We start from the raw sequence: 16,769 nt of genomic DNA, 5'->3' as shown, positions 1-16,769 counted from the left end.
CATACGCGAAATTCGATAAGTGATTGGCAGAGTCAAATCACATGTCGCAAAGAATCTGAACACAAACCACTGGCCAGTAGTTCAGTACAGAGCACTTTAGCTGCGAGGCCGGCGTCTAGCCGGTGGCGGAGGAACACGCTTTGCGTGAGTAATCGAGGAACGGTCAATACGCACCAGCGCCGAGCGTGTCTTCACGCTAATCGACTCTTCGGTAATCTCTTGCACTTCACCCAAAGCATCGCTAAATTTTTCTCCAGCCTGAGCATTGCTCAACCGGTATCGAACGACGATACGGTCACCAGTAGCCAGATCACCAAAACTAAGCATTTTCGCGCGTCATCTTTTCGTAAGAAGAATTCATCTAAAGCCCAAGAAGCCGAAATGTGAATCGTCGGTTACGTCACAGCAGGTACATGGGCGCAAAGATGTATTGATATCAGGACTAGACTGTAGTTCGAGCTGGTTTGAGATTCAAAGAGCATCACAGAATCCTGCTCGCTCGTGTTGAAACCATCAAGTGCAAGGAAAGGTCTCGGCCCTCGTGACTTACATCATCGCTCAGCCCTGCGTCGACGTGAAAGACAAGGCGTGTGTCGAAGAGTGCCCGGTAGATTGTATTTATGAAGGCGAACGCTCGCTATACATTCACCCGGATGAATGTGTTGACTGCGGCGCCTGCGAACCAGTCTGCCCCGTTGAAGCCATCTACTACGAAGATGATGTGCCCGACGAATGGGCTGACTATTACAAAGCTAACGTCGACTTTTTCGATGAACTTGGTTCCCCAGGTGGCGCCGCTAAAATTGGTAATACCGGTACTGATCACCCAATCATCAGTGCACTGCCACTTCAGAACCAAGGCTAGGTTTTACTTTTATGCTTAAGCTCCCCGATTACCCCTGGAACCAGCTCGCACCATATCGCGAGCAGGCTGCAAAGCATCCAGGAGGGGTCGTGGACCTTTCGATCGGCACGCCGGTCGATAACACCCCGCAGATCATTCAGGACGCGCTGGCTCAAGCGGCAAACTCTCACGGATACCCCACCACGCATGGAACCGTTGAAGTTCGCCAAGCCATTGTTGACTGGTTTGCGCGTCGCCGTAACGTTACGGGCTTGAGCATCGATGACGTCATGCCAACGGTTGGCTCCAAGGAGATGGTGGCCTGGTTACCACTGCTTCTGGGAATCGGCGCCGGGGATATTGTTGTCCGACCAAAGATTGCCTACCCAACCTATGACATCGGTGCACAGCTGGTCTCGGCTACCCCTATCGCCACCGATGATCTTGATGAACTGAGCGCCGAGGAACTTTCTCGCGTTAAGCTCATCTGGGTCAACTCGCCAGGTAATCCCACCGGCAAGGTGCGAGCTAGTGCGCAACTGCGCCAGATCGTTGAGCAGGCTCGCGAAATTGGTGCTGTGGTCGTCTCCGACGAATGTTATGCGGAACTGGGTTGGGAAGAATATGAAGGCCAAGTGCCTAGCATTCTTGACCCAGAAGTGAGTGGGGGAAACCTCGATAACTTACTAGCGCTGTACTCGCTGTCTAAGCAGTCCAACTTGGCTGGCTACCGTGCCGCTTTTGTAGCTGGTGCACCAAACCTCATGCCAACGCTGGTCAACAGCCGCAAGCATGCTGGCATGATCGTTCCCGGTCCCATCCAGCACGCCATGGTGGTTGCGCTTGACGATGACGAACATGTGGCACAGCAGCGCGAAATCTACCGTGCCCGCCGCGAAGCACTTCGCCCAGCACTAGAAAACTTCGGACTGCGGATCGAAGATTCGGTCGCTGGTTTGTACCTATGGTGCACCGCGGACCGTCCGAGCTTCGAAACAATTGAAGCCCTAGCCCAGCTAGGAATTGTTGCAGGCCCTGGCGCCTTTTACGGCACTGCAGGAGAACGCCACGTACGCGTGGCATTGACCGCCTCCGACGAACGGATCGCGGCCGCCGTTGAACGGCTGAATTCTTCCGCCAACCGGTGAAGATGACAGTCTGATTAGCGAGATAGGGTCCAGTCGCGGTATGTTCTAAGGTGACGACTGACCTTTCGGAACTACACGCTTTCCGGTTAGGAGAAGCAATGACAGATACTACATCTGCGCAGCTACAATTTGGTGATACCAACCTTGAGCTACCGGTTATCCCGGCTGCTGAGGGCAACGACGGTTTCGCTGTAGCACCACTATTGAAGACCACCGGGAACGTGACCTACGATCCTGGCTTCATGAACACCGCGGCCACCAAGTCCGCGATCACCTACATCGACGGCGATGCAGGTATCCTGCGTTACCGTGGCTACCCAATCGAGCAGTTGGCTGAGAAGTCCAGCTTCATCGAGGTAACCTACCTGCTGATCTACGGCGAACTACCTACCGCTGATCAGCTGGCAGAGTTCGACAACTCACTGCGCCGCCACACCCTGCTGCACGAAGAGCTCAAGGGCTTCTTCGGTGGCTTCCCACGCGACGCACACCCAATGCCAGTGCTGTCCTCGGCCGTATCGGCATTGTCCACTTGGTACCAGGATTCTCTGGATCCAAAGGACTCAGAGCAGGTCGAAAGCTCGACCCTGCGCCTGTTGGCAAAGCTTCCAGTGTTGGCTGCTTACGCCCACAAGAAGTCCATCGGACAGGCACTGCTGTACCCAGATAACTCGATGAACATGGTCGAGAACTTCCTGCGCCTGTGCTTCGGCACCGCCGCAGAGCCTTACATCCAGGATCCAGACGTAGTCAAGGCACTTGACCTACTGCTGATCTTGCACGCGGACCACGAGCAGAACTGCTCGACCTCCACCGTGCGCCTGGTAGGTTCCTCGGAAGCCAACATGTTCGCTTCGGTTTCTGCCGGTATCCACGCACTTTCTGGCCCGGCCCACGGCGGCGCCAACGAAGCTGTGCTCAAGATGCTGCGCGAAATCCAGTCTTCGGGCATCTCTCCAGAAGAATTCATGGAGAAGGTCAAGAACAAGGAAGACGGCGTACGCCTGATGGGCTTCGGCCACCGCGTGTACAAGAACTACGATCCTCGCGCAAAGATCATCAAGAAGACCGCTCACGACCTGCTGGCAAAGCAGGGCAAGAACGAGTTGCTTGATATCGCGATGAAGCTGGAAGAAACTGCGCTGAACGATGAGTACTTCATCTCGCGCAAGCTCTACCCGAACGTAGACTTCTACACCGGCTTGATCTACACCGCTATGGGCTTCCCTGAAAAGATGTTCACCGTACTGTTCGCGATTGGACGCCTTCCAGGCTGGATCGCACAGTGGCGCGAAATGATCAAGGATCCAGAACTAAAGATCGGCCGCCCACGTCAGCTGTACATGGGTGAAACCGAACGCGACTACCCAGGCTACACCAAGCCATAAGGTAGCGTACGAACGCTCACAAGAGGCTTGCCATCCGTATAAAGGATGGCAAGCCTCTTGTCTGTTTTAATCGTGCATACGGGAGTATTCTTTGACTCTAAGACCGCGAGGGTATGTCCAAAAGTCAGGTGGTACGCATGTACTTTCGTCGTGGAAACAACTGGTCATTGGCCATCAAGACCGATCAAACGATGCTCATGGCTTTGTACTTGAGGGAGTTGGGCGGTGTGGGTCCGGCTGAGGCCGGACCGAACTCCCGACTGTCCTCAACGATCAAGAATCGCAACGGTGCTGATTCTTCGCACGGACAGTTTAAGCAAGAATGGAGCGCGTGGTGGGGGACTCTCACGGCCGCTGACATTGCTGAAGAACAGGCAGAAGAACAAAAACTGCACGAAAGACTGGACGCTGACGGGTTCCCTGCGCTGGCAAGACTAGCCCGCGCTCATTACGGTCAGGCAACTGTTTTTGCGCAAGCGCATGCTCAACACTTTGAGCAGCAAAGTCCCAGCTACGTTCCGCGCAGACTAGATGAGTTGGAACGGATCTTGATAGACCACGGAGTTGAACACGATACGAAAAATGCAACCCAAGAGATTCAACTCATTGATGTGCCGCTGGATGAGCCCCGAGCATGGCTGGCTGGACCGGGCACCATTGTTGCAAGTACATCCTTGATGAAAGATGCTGGTGCTTTCCGCGGTTTCATTCAGCCCATGGTCACCATCATTTTCCCTGGGGACTAAAAACAGCAGGTTACAGAAAACAGTGAGGGTAGGCGGAACTATGTTCCGCCTACCCTCACTGTTCAAAGCTCGCACAAAAGCGAGAAAATTTAGTTAGCGTGCAGTGCGCTGTTCAGCTCAACAGTCTGACCCGCGCGAGCCAATGCTTCGACCGCACCGGTAATCGAGTTGCGACGGAAGAGCAGGTTTGGAACGCCGGAGAGCTCCAAAGCCTTCACCTGCTTGTCGCCCAAGAGTACGCGGGTGCCCGCGGTGACGTAGAGGCCGGCTTCAACCACCGAGTCGTCACCGATGGAGATGCCCACACCAGCGTTGGCGCCGAGCAGTACTCGCTCACCAATGACGATGCGTTCCTTGCCACCACCCGAAAGGGTGCCCATGATCGAGGCGCCGCCGCCTACGTCGGAGCCGTTGCCCACGATGACCGAGGCCGAGATGCGTCCCTCAACCATCGAGGTGCCCAAGGTGCCGGCGTTGAAGTTTACAAAGCCTTCGTGCATCACGGTGGTGCCATCAGCCAGGTGAGCGCCCAAGCGCACACGGTCAGCATCAGCAATACGGACGCCCGAAGGTACAACGTAGTCAACCATGCGTGGGAACTTGTCTACACCGTATACGATGACAGCACCACGGGAACGAAGCTTTAGACGGGTTACTTCGAAGCCTTCAACCTGGCATGGACCGAAGTTGGTCCAAACGACGTTAGCCAAATGACCAAAAATGCCGTCAAGGTTGATGGTGTTTGGCTGCGCCAAACGGTGGGATAGTACGTGCAGACGAAGCCACACATCTGCGGTATCGGCGGGAGCCACATCGAGGTCAATGGTCATCGAGACCACTTTCTGAGTGGTGCCACGAGCAGCGTCATCCTGAGCGGCAGAAGCCAACTCACGAGGCAGGGAATCAGCCTCTTCTAGTTCACCAAGCACAGGTGCTGGGTACCAGACGTCGAGGACGGATCCATCTGCTGCGATGGTGGCAAGCCCGTGGCCTGAAGCCAAGCGTACGGAGGAGTCACTGGAGGTAGTCACAGTTTCTGAAGTCATACACTGATCGTATCGTTGTTGCCCCGGGTAACGTTGATAGATGACAGGCTAGTGAAGCTAGAAACGTAGGACTGTGAATACCGTGAACGAATTGGACCTGCGACAGGACGTCGCAGTGCTGACCGAGCAGATCATGAACATTGAATCTGTCTCCGGAAACGAACAAGCCATCGCCGATCAGGTACATGAGGCGTTGTTGAAGCTGGAGCATTTGCAGGTTCACCGTGACCAAGACGCGATTGTTGCCCGCACCAACTTTGGGCGTGAGCGCCGGGTTGTGCTGGCCGGGCACTTGGACACCGTTCCCTTGCCTCGTACTGAAGGTGCACTAGGCACCGTTCCAGCACAGGTGATTGACGGTGTGCTCTACGGACGTGGAGCCACCGACATGAAGGGAGGCGTTGCCGTTCAGCTGGCCCTTGCCGCCGAACTCACCGATGCTAAGTACGACGTGACCTATGTCTTTTATGATCATGAAGAAGTAGAAGCAGCCAAGTCTGGATTGGGCCGTCTGGTACGCAACAGTCCTGAACTTCTGGAAGCTGATTTTGCCATCCTGCTAGAGCCAACCAACGGCACCGTTGAGGGCGGATGTAACGGAACTAGCCGTTTTGTCATCCGAACCCACGGTAAAGCTGCGCACTCGGGCCGCGCATGGATGGGGCACAACGCCATTCATGATGCTGCCCCAATCCTGCAACGCCTAGCCGACTACCAGCCACAGACCATCACCGTTGAAGGATTGGACTACCGCGAAGGGATGAATGCGGTACGTATCAATGGTGGTATCGCAGGTAACGTCATTCCCGATTACTGCGAAGTCGAAATCAACTACCGCTTTGCTCCGGACAAGACTCTGGCCCAGGCCGAGGCATTGGTCTTTGAACTCTTTGAGGGCTTTGAGATTGAGCGCACCGATGGGGCCGAAGGTGCCAAGCCAGGGCTCAATCAGGAAATCGCCGCAGACCTAATCAAGATCCTTGGCCAGGAACCGAAGCCTAAATACGGTTGGACGGATGTGTCCCGCTTCTCTGCCCTCGGCGTTTCAGCGGTCAACTTTGGTCCGGGCGATGCGTTGCTGGCACACAGCGATGACGAGCACGTGGCGCAGGAAGATATCCGCACCTGTCTAAACTCCTTACGCGCCTGGCTAAGCTAACTAACGCTCTTGGCAACTAATGGCCACAAAAAATGCTCTCGCTGCTTGAAGGCGGGTTCTAACGGTCGTTGCAACACCCTGAATAATCAGGAGTTGCAACGACCGTGCCTCATTTAACCCAGAACCCGTCACCCGCCACGCCTCAACGAATTCCAAGGGCAAGGCTCACACCGGACGAGAAGCAACGTTTCAACGAAGTGCTCGATGAGACTCAGCGTGTCAAAGATGCTGCCCAAGCCATCGGCGTCTCACTTCCCGCGGCGTATCAACTCGCCAAAAAACACGGCTGGGCATCATCCCGATCGGCCCCTTCCGCCACTCGTGGCAAGCCCAAAACGAGATACACGCAAGAACAGAAAGACGCGTTCTTCACTGCCTTCGACAAGCTTCAAAACGTTAGCCAAGCGGCACGCGAAGTCAATATACCGATCCACACTTGCTACCAATGGGTGGTTAAGGCAAAGCTAAAAATTCCGACATCTCACGCGGGCAAACGTGAGGAGTTCCTACGCCTCCGCGCCCAAGGTATGAGCCTTCGGGATGCCGTCAAACAGGTGGGCGCCCATTTGGAAACCGGTCGAGAGTGGGACCACGGCATCCGCAGAAGCGGAAACAAACGGTTCTATCCCGACGGTCGGGTGCTGGGCTATAACAGTGGAATGACTACCCACGCCACCGAGTCAGGCCGGCAGCACAATACCGCGAGTCCAAGTCTTCCCGCGCTGGAGAAGCAGATTGATCCGCGATATCTGTCCATGACTGAACGCGAAGAAATCTATGCGCTATGCATTGCTGGGCACTCGATACGTCAGATCGCCATCAAGCTTAACCGCTCACCGTCCACCATCAGTAGAGAACTGCGACGAAACCGCACTGCCCAGGATGATTACTATCCTCACGCGGCGCACCGGCAGGCTGTGGCCCGTAGGTCACGTCAGAAGGAAGCGAAACTTGCTTGTCCTGGTCCGTTACGTGATTACGTTGTTTATGGTTTGCGTCTAGGGTGGTCACCGGAACAAATCTGTTTCCGTTTGGTTGCTGATCACCCTGATGATTTGGAGATGCGAGTGACTCACGAAACGGTGTATCAATCAATCTTTGTACAAGCCCGTGGTGGTTTGAAGCGAGAAGTTGTTCATACCCTGCGTTCGGGCAGGGTGCGCCGTAAACCGCAGAAGAAGGTTGATGAGCGCCGGTCGCGTTTCCGTGATCCGATGATTAGTATCAGTGAACGTCCTGCTGAGGTTGAGGACCGTGCCGTGCCTGGTCATTGGGAAGGTGACTTGATCATGGGTGCGGGGAATCAGTCAGCCATTGGCACGCTGGTTGAGCGTAGCACCCGGTTTGTGATGCTGGTGCATTTGCCTGGTGACCATACGGCAGAGACGGTGCGTGACGGGCTGATTGCAACAATGGCGACGTTGCCTGAGGCGTTGCGTGGTTCTTTGACGTGGGATCAGGGTATTGAGATGGCGTTGCATAAGTCGTTTAGCGAGGCGACGGATATGGATGTGTATTTCTGTGATCCGCACAGTCCTTGGCAGCGTGGTTCTAATGAGAACACGAATGGGTTGTTGCGTCAGTATTTTCCAAAGGGTACTGATTTGAGCAAGTATGGTCCGGAGGATTTGGAGCAGGTGGCGGTGTTGCTTAATGGGCGTCCACGCAAAACGCTCGACTGGAAGACTCCAGCCGAGCGTATGCATGACTTATTGTTAGAGGCCTAGACCGTCGGTGTTGCGACGATCGCTAGAACCCGCCGAAGCAGCGAGAGCATTTTTGTGCCTGATTATTTAGACGCCAGGATTATTTGGATCCTTCTCGGCGCTGTCCACCGAACCGGCAGCTAAGGCACCGGCAGGTGCACCAACCAATTCAGCAGGGGCATCCTTGGACTTCTTGACGCGACTGCTCAAACGCTTCGAAACCATCTCTGCGATCTTGCTCAAGGTGAAGTTGATCAAGATGAAGATGACCGCAGTAACGATCAAAGCCTGCAAGACGTTGCCATTAGGCGAGGAGTAGGTGCGGGCGAAGAACAACAGTTCGTTGAAGCTGATGATGTAGCCAAGAGCCGAGTCCTTCAGGATCACGACAAACTGACCGATCAACGCTGGCAACATAGCCACCAGAGCCTGCGGAATCTCGATGTGACGCAACGACATGCCACGGGTCAAACCGATAGCGATGCCGGCCTCACGCTGCCCCTTAGGCAGGTTGTGAACACCGGAGCGAACCAGCTCGGCGACAACGGAGCCGTTGTAGAAGACCAGTGCGGCCACTACAGCCCACAACGCAGTATCGCCAGGTAGCTCCAGGGAGCGTGCGAAGAAGACGTTGAAGAACACGATCATCAGCAGCACTGGAACAGCGCGGAAGAATTCCACGATGACAGTACAGAAACCATTGATGAGTTTGTTCTGCGAGAGTCGACCTACACCGAAGACCAGACCAAAAATCACCGAACCGATGATGCCCAGGATGGCTGCCTTAAGGGTGTTGACCAGACCGGGCAACAGGTAGTTCTTCCAGGTGCTTGCCTGAACGAAGTCATCCCACTGCTCAGGCTTCATCTGGCCCTTACCAGCGAGGCCAAAGAAGATCCAAGCCACAACGCCCAACGCGATGATCGCGCCGACGATGTTGATCATCAGGATTCGGCGACGTGCTTTCGGACCGGGTGTATCAAAAAGAATTGATGCGCTCATCGTGCCACCGCCAACTTCTTAGATAGCCAGGTTGTTACTAGGCCAACTGGGATCACGATGATCACAAAGCCAATGGCGAAGGTAAGGAAGATCGGGATGACGATATCGGCACGGAACTCAATCATCGACTTCATTACCGAAGAGGACTCGGTAGCCACAGAACCAACGGCAGCCACAGTGGAGTTCTTGATCAGAGCGATCAGGGTGTTACCCAACGGGACAATAGCGCCGCGGAACGCCTGAGGAAGGATGATCAAGCGAGCTGCTGGCATGAAGCCTAGACCAATAGCGCGGGCCGCTTCTGCCTGACCCAGCGGCACCGTATTCACACCAGAACGGATAGCTTCACAGACGAACGCTGCATGATACACCGCTAGACCGAGGACCGAGAGTCGGAAGAAGTTCGCTTGGAAATCTCCACCAAGGGTGAAGCCCAACTGGCCGTACAGTGCCAACACGGCGAACAAGATGATGATGGTCAGCGGGGTATTACGAACCAGGTTGACGTAGCTGGAGCCGATGGCTCGGAAGCTTGCCACGGGGGAGATGCGAAGCAACGCCAGGACGGTTCCAAGTACTAACGCTCCAATTGCTGCCCAGAACGTTAGTTGGATATTGACCCAGAATGCTCCGGGGATGTTGTACTCAGTGAATATGGATAAATAATTCTCCACTGTCAGCCTCTGTCTCGATGGCCAGTGAGGCGGCCAAGCGGCTATGGGAACGATGGACTGAAAAGTCGGTCATCGGAAAAACAAGAATGCCGCGGGGGCCAAGACAAATTGGCTTGGCCCCCGCCGCATCTGGTGCGCTTATGCGCAGGTGTCTGCGAGCTTTGGTGGATTAGTCTTCGAGTTTGGCTTGTAGCCGGTACCCTCGGTGTTCTTATCCAGCGCCTTCTGCCAGTCACCGGAATCAATCATCTTGGTGATCGCTTCGTTGATGGCCTTGCACTTGTCGGTGCCATCAGGCAGGCCAACTCCGTACTTCTCTTCGGAGAATGGCTTTCCAACAACCTTGAACTTGCCCTTGTAAGCAGGCTGTGCGGCCAAACCTGCAAGGATGATGTCATCGGTGGTAACTGCATCGATGGTTCCACCACTCATCTGAGTGACACATTCTGCGTAGCCCGGAAGCTCCTGCAGGTTGGTGCCTTCAGCGTAGTTGTCCTTGACCTTCTTAGCCGAAGTGGAACCGGTGACCGAGCAAAGGTTCTTGCCGTTCAGTGCCTCAGGGCCGTTGATGTCAGAGTCAGAAGCAACCAACAGATCCTGGCCTGCAACGAAGTACGGACCAGCGAAGTCGATGACCTTGTTGCGCTCATCGGTGATCGAGTAGGTTGCGAAGATCATGTCAACCTGGTTGTTCTGCAACATGGTTTCGCGGTTGGCCGAAGGAGCTGAAACGAACTCAACCTTGTCCTCGGCGTAGCCCAATTCATTGGCTACGTACTTTGCAACGTCGACGTCGAAGCCGGTGTAGTTGTCACCATCCTTGAAGCCGAGGCCTGGCTGGTCAAACTTGATGCCGATGCGGATCTTGTCGCCGTCAGCTTCGCTGTCCGAGCCACCACACGAGGTTAGGGCCAGAGCTGCGATAGCTGCCATTGCGGCGACTTTACCCAAACGAGACTTACGCATAATTTCTCCTAATTGGATGCGGGTGATGAAATTAGTGGTTGGTGATGAGCTTGCCGAGGAAGTCCTTGGCACGGTCTGACTGTGGATTGGTGAAGAACTCTTCAGGAGTTGCTTGCTCCACGATCTGACCATCGGCCATGAAGATGACTCGGTCAGCGGCCTTACGAGCGAAGCCCATCTCGTGGGTGACCACGAGCATCGTCATGCCTTCCTTGGCCAGTCCCACCATGGTGTCCAGAACTTCGTTAATCATTTCTGGGTCCAGGGCGCTGGTTGGCTCATCAAAGAGCATGACCTTTGGCTTCATAGCTAGTGCGCGGGCGATTGCCACACGCTGCTGCTGTCCACCGGAAAGCTGAGCTGGAAGCTTGTCCGCCTGGTTGGCCACGCCAACTCGATCAAGTAGCTGCATGGCCAAATCCTTGGCAGCAACCTTTTTCATGCCCTTGACTCGAATCGGGCCGAGCGTCACGTTTTCAAGAATCGATTTGTGGGCGAACAGATTGAAGGACTGGAAAACCATTCCGACATCTGCGCGTAGCTTGGCCAGTGCCTTGCCTTCGGAGGGAAGGGTCTGACCGTCAATCTTGATGGTGCCTTCGTCGATTGTTTCCAATCGGTTGATGGCACGGCACAACGTTGATTTACCGGAACCCGAAGGGCCGAGAATGACAACAACCTCGCCCTTGGTCACGCTGAGGTTGATGTTGTTGAGCACGTGCAACGAACCGTAGTGCTTGTTGACCCCAGTCAGCTGGACGATAGCGTCCGAGGTAGCCGACTGAGCCTGATGATCGCTGTTCATGCAATAGACATTACTGGATATGACGCGTCCAACGCGCCACATCGAACAAGTCACATCTAGATGTTACAAAACTGTCACTTAGCCGGTACATCGACACGGTCTGGGTTGCTAGTGAATAACAGATAGAGTGAAGACATGGTTCATCAGCGAAAGAGTGAAAAGAACGCTCGCGAAGGGCAAAAACGCCACATCGAATCGAGCTGGCCTGGCAAGCGTCCCGAGGATCAGCTTGACCACTATCTCTTGGAGAGCCCACAAGAAGATGTAACGCATACCGACGTCTGGCGCGTTCTGCGTATTCAAGCTGAATTCGTTAATGGCTTCGGAACCCTCGCGGGCACCGGACCGGCGATTGCCGTCTTCGGCTCGGCTCGCACCGATCCAAAGAGCCCGTACTACAAGATGGCACACCATATTGGAACGCGTCTGGCGCAGGAAGGCATTACCACCATCACGGGTGGAGGCCCCGGCGCCATGGAGGCAGCCAATAAGGGTGCTGCGGATAATGATGGCATCTCTATTGGGCTTGGCATCGAGTTGCCCTTTGAGACAGGTCTAAATTCCTCGGTGAATAAGGGACTGAACTTCCGCTACTTCTTCGTGCGCAAAACGATGTTCGTTAAATACTCCCAAGGCTTCATTGTCTTGCCCGGTGGTTTTGGAACCTTGGATGAACTGTTTGAAGCATTGACCTTGGTGCAAACCCAAAAAATCACCAGCTTCCCAATCGTCCTGGTCGGAACTGAGTACTGGGGCGGCTTGGTTGATTGGTTGACCAATACCGTTGCTGTTGAGCGGGCAATCTCGCCTAAGGACTTGAACCTCTTTACGGTCACTGATGACCCTGATGAGGCTGTTGATTTGGTGCTGAACGCCGGCAAGAAAAAGACTGATTCGAAAGACGCACTCTAGGGGAGTCCATGCCGTTCCTATTGATCCTCATTGCGCTGTTACTTATTGGTGCAGTGGCTTTGTTGCTTTCGAGCCAACGTAAAAAGCTTGGCGTTGGACGTCATTTTGAAGCTACGGGTGAACCGATTGTGGGGCTCACGGAGCATCAGGCATCGTTGCCACCGGTGCTGCTTCCAGAGAACCCGCGTGCTGAACACATTGAAAAAGTTCGCTTTTCGCTCGGGTTGCGTGGCTACCGTTGCGATCAAGTGGATGAGGTTCTCGACGTGCTCGCAACCGAAATTACTAGCCTCGAAAATACGATTCGTGACCTTGAGTCACGGCGTGTGATTAGCGACACGAGCGAAAATTAGTAATAATAGATGATAAGAGTCCCAACTCAGCCGGGAATCTTGGCAGAGTATGGACAAGGCAAGCGGTAGTGCGTGACGCAAAAGCACGTTGCGCGCGTTAGCCCAGACGAAGGGAACAGCTTAATGGCTGCAATGAAGCCACGCACCGGTGACGGAGCAATGGAAGTTGTCAAAGAGGGCCGGAGCCTGATCCTACGCCTGCCAATTGATGGTGGCGGACGACTGGTCGTTGAGCTGAATAACGCTGAAGCGGCCGAGCTGCGCGATTGCCTGCTCAAAGTCACCGACTAGACTTCCCTGATCGCCACGAGGCGATAGCACTCGAGGACCGACAATATTGTCGGTCCTTTTGGCTTACCTAGCGAGACTTGGAAATTGGTTGTGGCAGAACAGTAGCCACGAACAATCCCTGTTCGCTAGGGAATAGATGGGTCTGCAAACGTGGATCTTCGCGAAGCATCCGCAACGCATCGCGGGTCATCACCGTTGAGGTTCGGCGAACAGCTGGCTTCGCTAGACGATGCTCATCAAAAGCGTTGTTCAGAATAATGACTCCGCCAACACCAACGATGCGTTTGGCCTCAGCAACATATTCCAGCAGTAAGTCTGCGCCAGCATCGATCAGCACCAAATCGTACGCATGATCGGCCAAGCGTGAGAGAACGTTTTCAGCACGCTCGTTGATGATCCTGGCACGTGCCGACGGAATGCCCGACTCGCGAAGCCCCTGACGCATGGCATTGGCGTGCTCCAAGTCGGATTCAATGGCCGTCAACGTCAGTGAGGGGCCTACGGCTTCAAGCATGGCCAGCGAGGCGACTCCAACACCCGAACCAATTTCAACCGCGTTGCGAGGCCTACGCAAGGTGCACAACAGCTGCAACATGGAACGCCCAGCAGGATCGATGCACCGCACTCCCAGATCCTCTGCCCGTTCGCGAACCTGCGCCACATGCTCTGGCTCGCTGACGTGGTTCTGAGAGTAGGTCCAGCTCGCAAAGAGTTCTGGATTCATCGAAGGCATGGGTAGTGGTCCTCAATAGCGTTGTCTGATAATGGCCACTTCTAATCGTACCCAGCGCGCGGAGCGAAGTTGTTCAACTTGATGGTTCTCCCGCAGGGGATTCTTAGCTTCAGCTCAGCTTGTCGACACATACTTGAAGAGTGAACAATGCACCAAGTGATTCAATCTCTGCTACCCCGGCACCGGAAACCACCACGCCTACATGGGACCAAATGGTCCAAGAACATGGCGAACAGGTTTTCCGACTGGCCTACCGCCTTACCGGTAACCGCCATGACGCAGAAGACCTCTCCCAAGAAGCATTCGTTCGCGCCTTCAAGGCGTTGGATAAGTACACTCCTGGAACCATGGGTGGTTGGTTGCACCGTATCACCACCAACATCTTCCTAGATCAGGCCCGCCGCAAGAGCAAGATCCGCTTTGATAGCTTTGCCGAAGGTGCTGAAGAACGTCTGCCGGGTAACGTGATTACCCCAGAACGCTACTTTGAATACAACAATCTCGACGTGGATGTGCAAGAAGCCTTGCGTTCTCTCTCACCAGAATTCCGTGCAGCCATCGTTTTATGTGACATGGAAGGCTTCTCTTACGAGGAAGTCTCACGCATTCTGGATGTGAAGCTGGGAACTGTGCGTTCACGTATCCATCGCGGTAGGGCCATGCTTCGAGATGCCCTTGCACACCGCAATCCGGCAAACCGTACGCCAAAGTCCTTGTCACTGCCAAAGCTTCCACGAGGTTTGCGTCCAGCGAATTAGTCTGTGCTGCTGGCAGGGCGCTTGGTTATATGGCGCGGTGACTTCGTGAGTTTGTCTGAGACAAGGTAATCTTTTTACGTGGATCTTTTTGGAATCAATGGTAGCGAGTTTATTATTCTCGCAGTGCTCGCGGTAGTCATTCTTGGCCCCGAAAAGTTGCCTGAATACGCCAAAAAGCTTGCCAATTTGGTCAAAGAAGTGCGGCGCATGGCCAACGGTGCCAAAGAGCAACTGCGTGAAGAGGTCGGCGATGAAGTCGCCGACATTGACTGGAAAAAGCTGGATCCTCGTCAGTACGACCCACGGCGCATCATCAAAGAAGCTCTCATCGATGAGTTTGATGACGCAGTAAACCTAGCCAAGGAAAAGCCGAACACCCCGGTCGCAGCAGCTCCGGTGCGAACGGCTATTGCACCTCAAACTCAGAAGCAAGCTCCACTGGCTGCAAATGAAGCAGCTCCCTTTGATCCAGAGGCCACCTAAGGCTTCGAGCTAGAACGACATTGGCAGCGATCGCCCGGCTAGTCCGCGCGGTCGCTGTACTAGTTTGTTGACCAAATCATTCAGGGCTGTAGCCGCTGGTGATTGGGCGTCGCTGAGCACCACCGGCTTGCCTTGGTCAGAACCCAGACGTACCGATTCCTCCAAGGGAATTTGCGCCAACAAATCAACGTCGTAACCCAACTGACTGGTCAGTGACTGGCTAAGCTTCGCGCCACCACCGGAGCCAAATACTTCCATGCGCGTGCCATCTGGCAACTGCAGGAAGCTCATGTTTTCGACAACACCGATCACCTTTTGATTAGTCTGCAAGGCAATGGTTCCCGCGCGCTCAGCAACCTCGGTGGCGGTGGACTGCGGAGTGGTGATAACCAACAGCTCACTGTTAGGCAAAAGCTGCGAAACAGAGATTGCCATGTCCCCGGTGCCGGGAGGCAAATCCAAGAACAAGTAGTCTAGGTCGCCGAAGTACACATCGGACAGGAACTGTTCCAAGGCACGGTGAAGCATTGGACCACGCCAAATAACAGGCTGGTTCGAATCCAAAAACATGCCGATAGAAATGACTTTCACACCGTGAGCTACCGGCGGCAGGATCATGTCATCCATCCGGGTAGGGTTCTGCGTAATCCCCATCAAAGAGGGGATAGAGAAGCCATGAATATCAGCATCAATCAGGCCGACCTTTAAACCCTGAGAGGCCAACTGTGTTGCAAGGTTTGCGGTGATTGAGGACTTTCCAACGCCTCCCTTGCCGCTGGCTACGGCGATAACTCGGGTCAGTGACTGCGGATCAGAAAAGGGGGTGCGTCGACTAGCTAGGCGCTCGCGCAAGTCTGCACGCTGCTGCGGATCCATGACGCCGAGGGTGACGTTAACGTCCTGAACTCCAGGCACGGTGAGTAACGCGGAGCTTACTTCTTGCTCAATGGTGGAACGCATCGGGCAGCCTTCGATGGTCAACAAGATGGTGACCTCTGCTGTGCTGCCCACAAGCTGAGCGCTTTGTACCATATCAAGCTCGGTGATGGGACGACGTAACTCTGGGTCGTTGACCTTCGCTAGGGCCGCAAGAAGTTCTGGCGAATTGCTCACTTGCTGTTGTTCTTCCGATTCTGTGACTGTGGGGCGTTGACCGAATCCATTAGTCCGGTCTGTGGGGAGGAACTCTTGCCGCTGCCCTTTTTCTTAGCGCGCAGGTGCAACTCTTCGCCTTCGGTGGTTTCGAGCAGTTCTTCTAGGACGTTGCGAAGTTCTGAACGCACATAGTCACGGGTTGCGACGTCGCGAAGAGCCAGACGCAACGAAGCCAGCTCGCGGGTGAGGTACTCGGTGTCGTAGAGGTTGCGCTCTGCACGGGCGCGGTCTTCGGTCAAGGACACACGGTCACGGTCATCTTGGCGATTCTGTGCCAACAGCAGCAGGGGAGCGGCGTAGGAAGCCTGCAAGGAGAGCATCAGCGTCAACGCGGTGAAACCGATCGTTGAGTCATCAAAGCGCCAACTTTGTGGCGCCACGGAGTTCCAAATCAGCCAGAAGGCACAGAACACCGTCATGTACAGCAAGAACTGAGGCGTACCCATAAAGCGGGCAAATTTCTCAGTGACAGAACCGAAAAGATCCGGGTTAGGGGAGAATTTCGGCCAGAATCGTTGTCGTGCTGCTAGTGGGGTGTCCAGGCCATTAGTTTTACGCTGCTCAGCCATAGCTGGAACTCCTCTGCTGATCTGTCTGTTG

At 54.6% G+C, this 16,769-nt stretch carries 20 protein-coding genes; 11 read left to right on the top strand and 9 right to left on the bottom strand.

The genetic code is table 11. The features are described 5' to 3' along the window. Positions 1-96: 96 nt before the first annotated feature. Positions 97-327 (bottom strand): putative acetyltransferase, encoded by a 231-nt coding sequence (locus ACT3RW_RS11300; protein WP_444613808.1) that lies wholly within the window; start codon positions 325-327, stop codon positions 97-99. A 214-nt stretch (positions 328-541) separates the two neighbouring features. On the opposite strand from ACT3RW_RS11300, the gene fdxA reads away from it, so the two are divergent. The 4 genes from fdxA (at position 542) to ACT3RW_RS11280 (ending at position 4,126) form a co-directional block, all read left to right on the top strand. Continuing rightward, complete coding sequence (fdxA, locus tag ACT3RW_RS11295; RefSeq protein WP_131088652.1) at positions 542-865, top strand: ferredoxin; 324 nt, start codon at positions 542-544, stop codon at positions 863-865. Between the two features lie 11 nt (positions 866-876). Further along, complete coding sequence (dapC, locus tag ACT3RW_RS11290; RefSeq protein WP_444613807.1) at positions 877-1,992, top strand: succinyldiaminopimelate transaminase; 1,116 nt, start codon at positions 877-879, stop codon at positions 1,990-1,992. A gap of 98 nt (positions 1,993-2,090) precedes the next feature. Next, positions 2,091-3,380 (top strand): citrate synthase, encoded by a 1,290-nt coding sequence (locus ACT3RW_RS11285; RefSeq protein ID WP_444613806.1) that lies wholly within the window; start codon positions 2,091-2,093, stop codon positions 3,378-3,380. Between the two features lie 137 nt (positions 3,381-3,517). Next, entirely contained in the window at positions 3,518-4,126 is a 609-nt protein-coding gene (locus ACT3RW_RS11280; RefSeq protein ID WP_444613805.1) for a hypothetical protein, read from the top strand. A gap of 89 nt (positions 4,127-4,215) precedes the next feature. Here ACT3RW_RS11280 and dapD read toward each other — a convergent pair whose 3' ends face one another. Next, entirely contained in the window at positions 4,216-5,172 is a 957-nt protein-coding gene (dapD, locus tag ACT3RW_RS11275; protein WP_444613804.1) for a 2,3,4,5-tetrahydropyridine-2,6-dicarboxylate N-succinyltransferase, read from the bottom strand. Between the two features lie 82 nt (positions 5,173-5,254). Between dapD and dapE the strand changes: the two genes are divergently transcribed. Next, on the top strand, positions 5,255-6,331 hold the full coding sequence (gene dapE / locus ACT3RW_RS11270) for a succinyl-diaminopimelate desuccinylase (RefSeq protein WP_444614640.1): 1,077 nt from the start codon (positions 5,255-5,257) through the stop codon (positions 6,329-6,331). 527 nt (positions 6,332-6,858) lie between these two features. Beyond that, a complete protein-coding gene (locus tag ACT3RW_RS11265) occupies positions 6,859-8,058 on the top strand; it encodes an IS30 family transposase (protein WP_444614639.1) in 1,200 nt (399 codons plus the stop codon). Between the two features lie 66 nt (positions 8,059-8,124). Here ACT3RW_RS11265 and ACT3RW_RS11260 read toward each other — a convergent pair whose 3' ends face one another. From ACT3RW_RS11260 to ACT3RW_RS11245, 4 genes are all read right to left on the bottom strand, one after another. Beyond that, the gene (locus ACT3RW_RS11260) at positions 8,125-9,039 is read right to left on the bottom strand and encodes an amino acid ABC transporter permease (RefSeq protein WP_131088646.1); all 915 of its coding nucleotides are present in this window, start codon (positions 9,037-9,039) and stop codon (positions 8,125-8,127) included. Next, complete coding sequence (locus ACT3RW_RS11255) at positions 9,036-9,713, bottom strand: amino acid ABC transporter permease (protein WP_131088645.1); 678 nt, start codon at positions 9,711-9,713, stop codon at positions 9,036-9,038. Before ACT3RW_RS11255 ends, ACT3RW_RS11260 begins: the two co-directional genes overlap by 4 nt. Positions 9,714-9,851: 138 nt before the next feature. Continuing rightward, positions 9,852-10,679, bottom strand: a complete 828-nt coding sequence (locus ACT3RW_RS11250) for a glutamate ABC transporter substrate-binding protein (protein WP_131088644.1) — start codon at positions 10,677-10,679, stop codon at positions 9,852-9,854. Positions 10,680-10,710: 31 nt separating this feature from the next. Continuing rightward, positions 10,711-11,442: an amino acid ABC transporter ATP-binding protein gene (locus ACT3RW_RS11245; protein ID WP_207306504.1), complete on the bottom strand. Its 732-nt coding sequence runs from the start codon at positions 11,440-11,442 to the stop codon at positions 10,711-10,713. A gap of 177 nt (positions 11,443-11,619) precedes the next feature. Between ACT3RW_RS11245 and ACT3RW_RS11240 the strand changes: the two genes are divergently transcribed. From ACT3RW_RS11240 to ACT3RW_RS11230, 3 genes are all read left to right on the top strand, one after another. Beyond that, positions 11,620-12,396 carry an LOG family protein gene (locus ACT3RW_RS11240; protein ID WP_131088642.1) on the top strand — a complete coding sequence of 259 codons (777 nt, stop codon included), beginning with the start codon at positions 11,620-11,622 and terminating at the stop codon, positions 12,394-12,396. An 8-nt stretch (positions 12,397-12,404) separates the two neighbouring features. Further along, the gene (locus tag ACT3RW_RS11235; RefSeq protein WP_131088641.1) at positions 12,405-12,749 is read left to right on the top strand and encodes a DivIVA domain-containing protein; all 345 of its coding nucleotides are present in this window, start codon (positions 12,405-12,407) and stop codon (positions 12,747-12,749) included. Between the two features lie 123 nt (positions 12,750-12,872). Next, complete coding sequence (locus ACT3RW_RS11230; protein WP_131088640.1) at positions 12,873-13,040, top strand: DUF3117 domain-containing protein; 168 nt, start codon at positions 12,873-12,875, stop codon at positions 13,038-13,040. A gap of 67 nt (positions 13,041-13,107) precedes the next feature. Here ACT3RW_RS11230 and ACT3RW_RS11225 read toward each other — a convergent pair whose 3' ends face one another. Further along, on the bottom strand, positions 13,108-13,773 hold the full coding sequence (locus ACT3RW_RS11225; protein WP_131088639.1) for an O-methyltransferase: 666 nt from the start codon (positions 13,771-13,773) through the stop codon (positions 13,108-13,110). 140 nt (positions 13,774-13,913) lie between these two features. On the opposite strand from ACT3RW_RS11225, the gene sigE reads away from it, so the two are divergent. Together sigE and ACT3RW_RS11215 are read left to right on the top strand one after the other, a co-directional pair. Further along, on the top strand, positions 13,914-14,531 hold the full coding sequence (sigE, locus tag ACT3RW_RS11220) for an RNA polymerase sigma factor SigE (protein ID WP_262197348.1): 618 nt from the start codon (positions 13,914-13,916) through the stop codon (positions 14,529-14,531). A 78-nt stretch (positions 14,532-14,609) separates the two neighbouring features. Next, positions 14,610-15,014, top strand: coding sequence for a sec-independent translocase (locus ACT3RW_RS11215; RefSeq protein WP_444613803.1), 405 nt, complete (start codon positions 14,610-14,612; stop codon positions 15,012-15,014). 9 nt (positions 15,015-15,023) lie between these two features. Here the strand turns inward: ACT3RW_RS11215 and ACT3RW_RS11210 are convergent, their stop codons facing one another. Together ACT3RW_RS11210 and ACT3RW_RS11205 are read right to left on the bottom strand one after the other, a co-directional pair. Continuing rightward, positions 15,024-16,127 carry an Mrp/NBP35 family ATP-binding protein gene (locus ACT3RW_RS11210; RefSeq protein ID WP_444613802.1) on the bottom strand — a complete coding sequence of 368 codons (1,104 nt, stop codon included), beginning with the start codon at positions 16,125-16,127 and terminating at the stop codon, positions 15,024-15,026. Beyond that, positions 16,124-16,738 (bottom strand): DUF1003 domain-containing protein, encoded by a 615-nt coding sequence (locus tag ACT3RW_RS11205; protein ID WP_444613801.1) that lies wholly within the window; start codon positions 16,736-16,738, stop codon positions 16,124-16,126. The genes ACT3RW_RS11210 and ACT3RW_RS11205 overlap by 4 nt, the downstream gene beginning before the upstream one ends. Between the last annotated feature and the right edge of the window lie 31 nt (positions 16,739-16,769).

The sequence above is a fragment of the Glutamicibacter sp. AOP5-A2-18 genome (genome assembly GCF_052446055.1).
GTDB lineage: Bacteria > Actinomycetota > Actinomycetes > Actinomycetales > Micrococcaceae > Glutamicibacter.
This window is presented reverse-complemented; position numbering and strand designations above follow the sequence as displayed.

Bases quoted from the DNA above. Each gene is read 5' to 3' on its own strand.
- ACT3RW_RS11230 (WP_131088640.1), top strand. From the start codon at position 12,873: ATGGCTGCAATGAAGCCACGCACCGGTGACGGAGCAATGGAAGTTGTC.
- ACT3RW_RS11265 (WP_444614639.1), top strand. From the start codon at position 6,859: ATGAGCCTTCGGGATGCCGTCAAACAGGTGGGCGCCCATTTGGAAACC.
- ACT3RW_RS11240 (WP_131088642.1), top strand. From the start codon at position 11,620: ATGGTTCATCAGCGAAAGAGTGAAAAGAACGCTCGCGAAGGGCAAAAA.
- ACT3RW_RS11225 (WP_131088639.1), bottom strand. From the start codon at position 13,773: ATGCCTTCGATGAATCCAGAACTCTTTGCGAGCTGGACCTACTCTCAG.
- dapD (WP_444613804.1), bottom strand. From the start codon at position 5,172: ATGACTTCAGAAACTGTGACTACCTCCAGTGACTCCTCCGTACGCTTG.
- ACT3RW_RS11205 (WP_444613801.1), bottom strand. From the start codon at position 16,738: ATGGCTGAGCAGCGTAAAACTAATGGCCTGGACACCCCACTAGCAGCA.
- ACT3RW_RS11260 (WP_131088646.1), bottom strand. From the start codon at position 9,039: ATGAGCGCATCAATTCTTTTTGATACACCCGGTCCGAAAGCACGTCGC.
- ACT3RW_RS11285 (WP_444613806.1), top strand. From the start codon at position 2,091: ATGACAGATACTACATCTGCGCAGCTACAATTTGGTGATACCAACCTT.
- ACT3RW_RS11300 (WP_444613808.1), bottom strand. From the start codon at position 327: ATGCTTAGTTTTGGTGATCTGGCTACTGGTGACCGTATCGTCGTTCGA.
- dapC (WP_444613807.1), top strand. From the start codon at position 877: ATGCTTAAGCTCCCCGATTACCCCTGGAACCAGCTCGCACCATATCGC.
- ACT3RW_RS11250 (WP_131088644.1), bottom strand. From the start codon at position 10,679: ATGCGTAAGTCTCGTTTGGGTAAAGTCGCCGCAATGGCAGCTATCGCA.
- ACT3RW_RS11280 (WP_444613805.1), top strand. From the start codon at position 3,518: ATGTACTTTCGTCGTGGAAACAACTGGTCATTGGCCATCAAGACCGAT.
- ACT3RW_RS11235 (WP_131088641.1), top strand. From the start codon at position 12,405: ATGCCGTTCCTATTGATCCTCATTGCGCTGTTACTTATTGGTGCAGTG.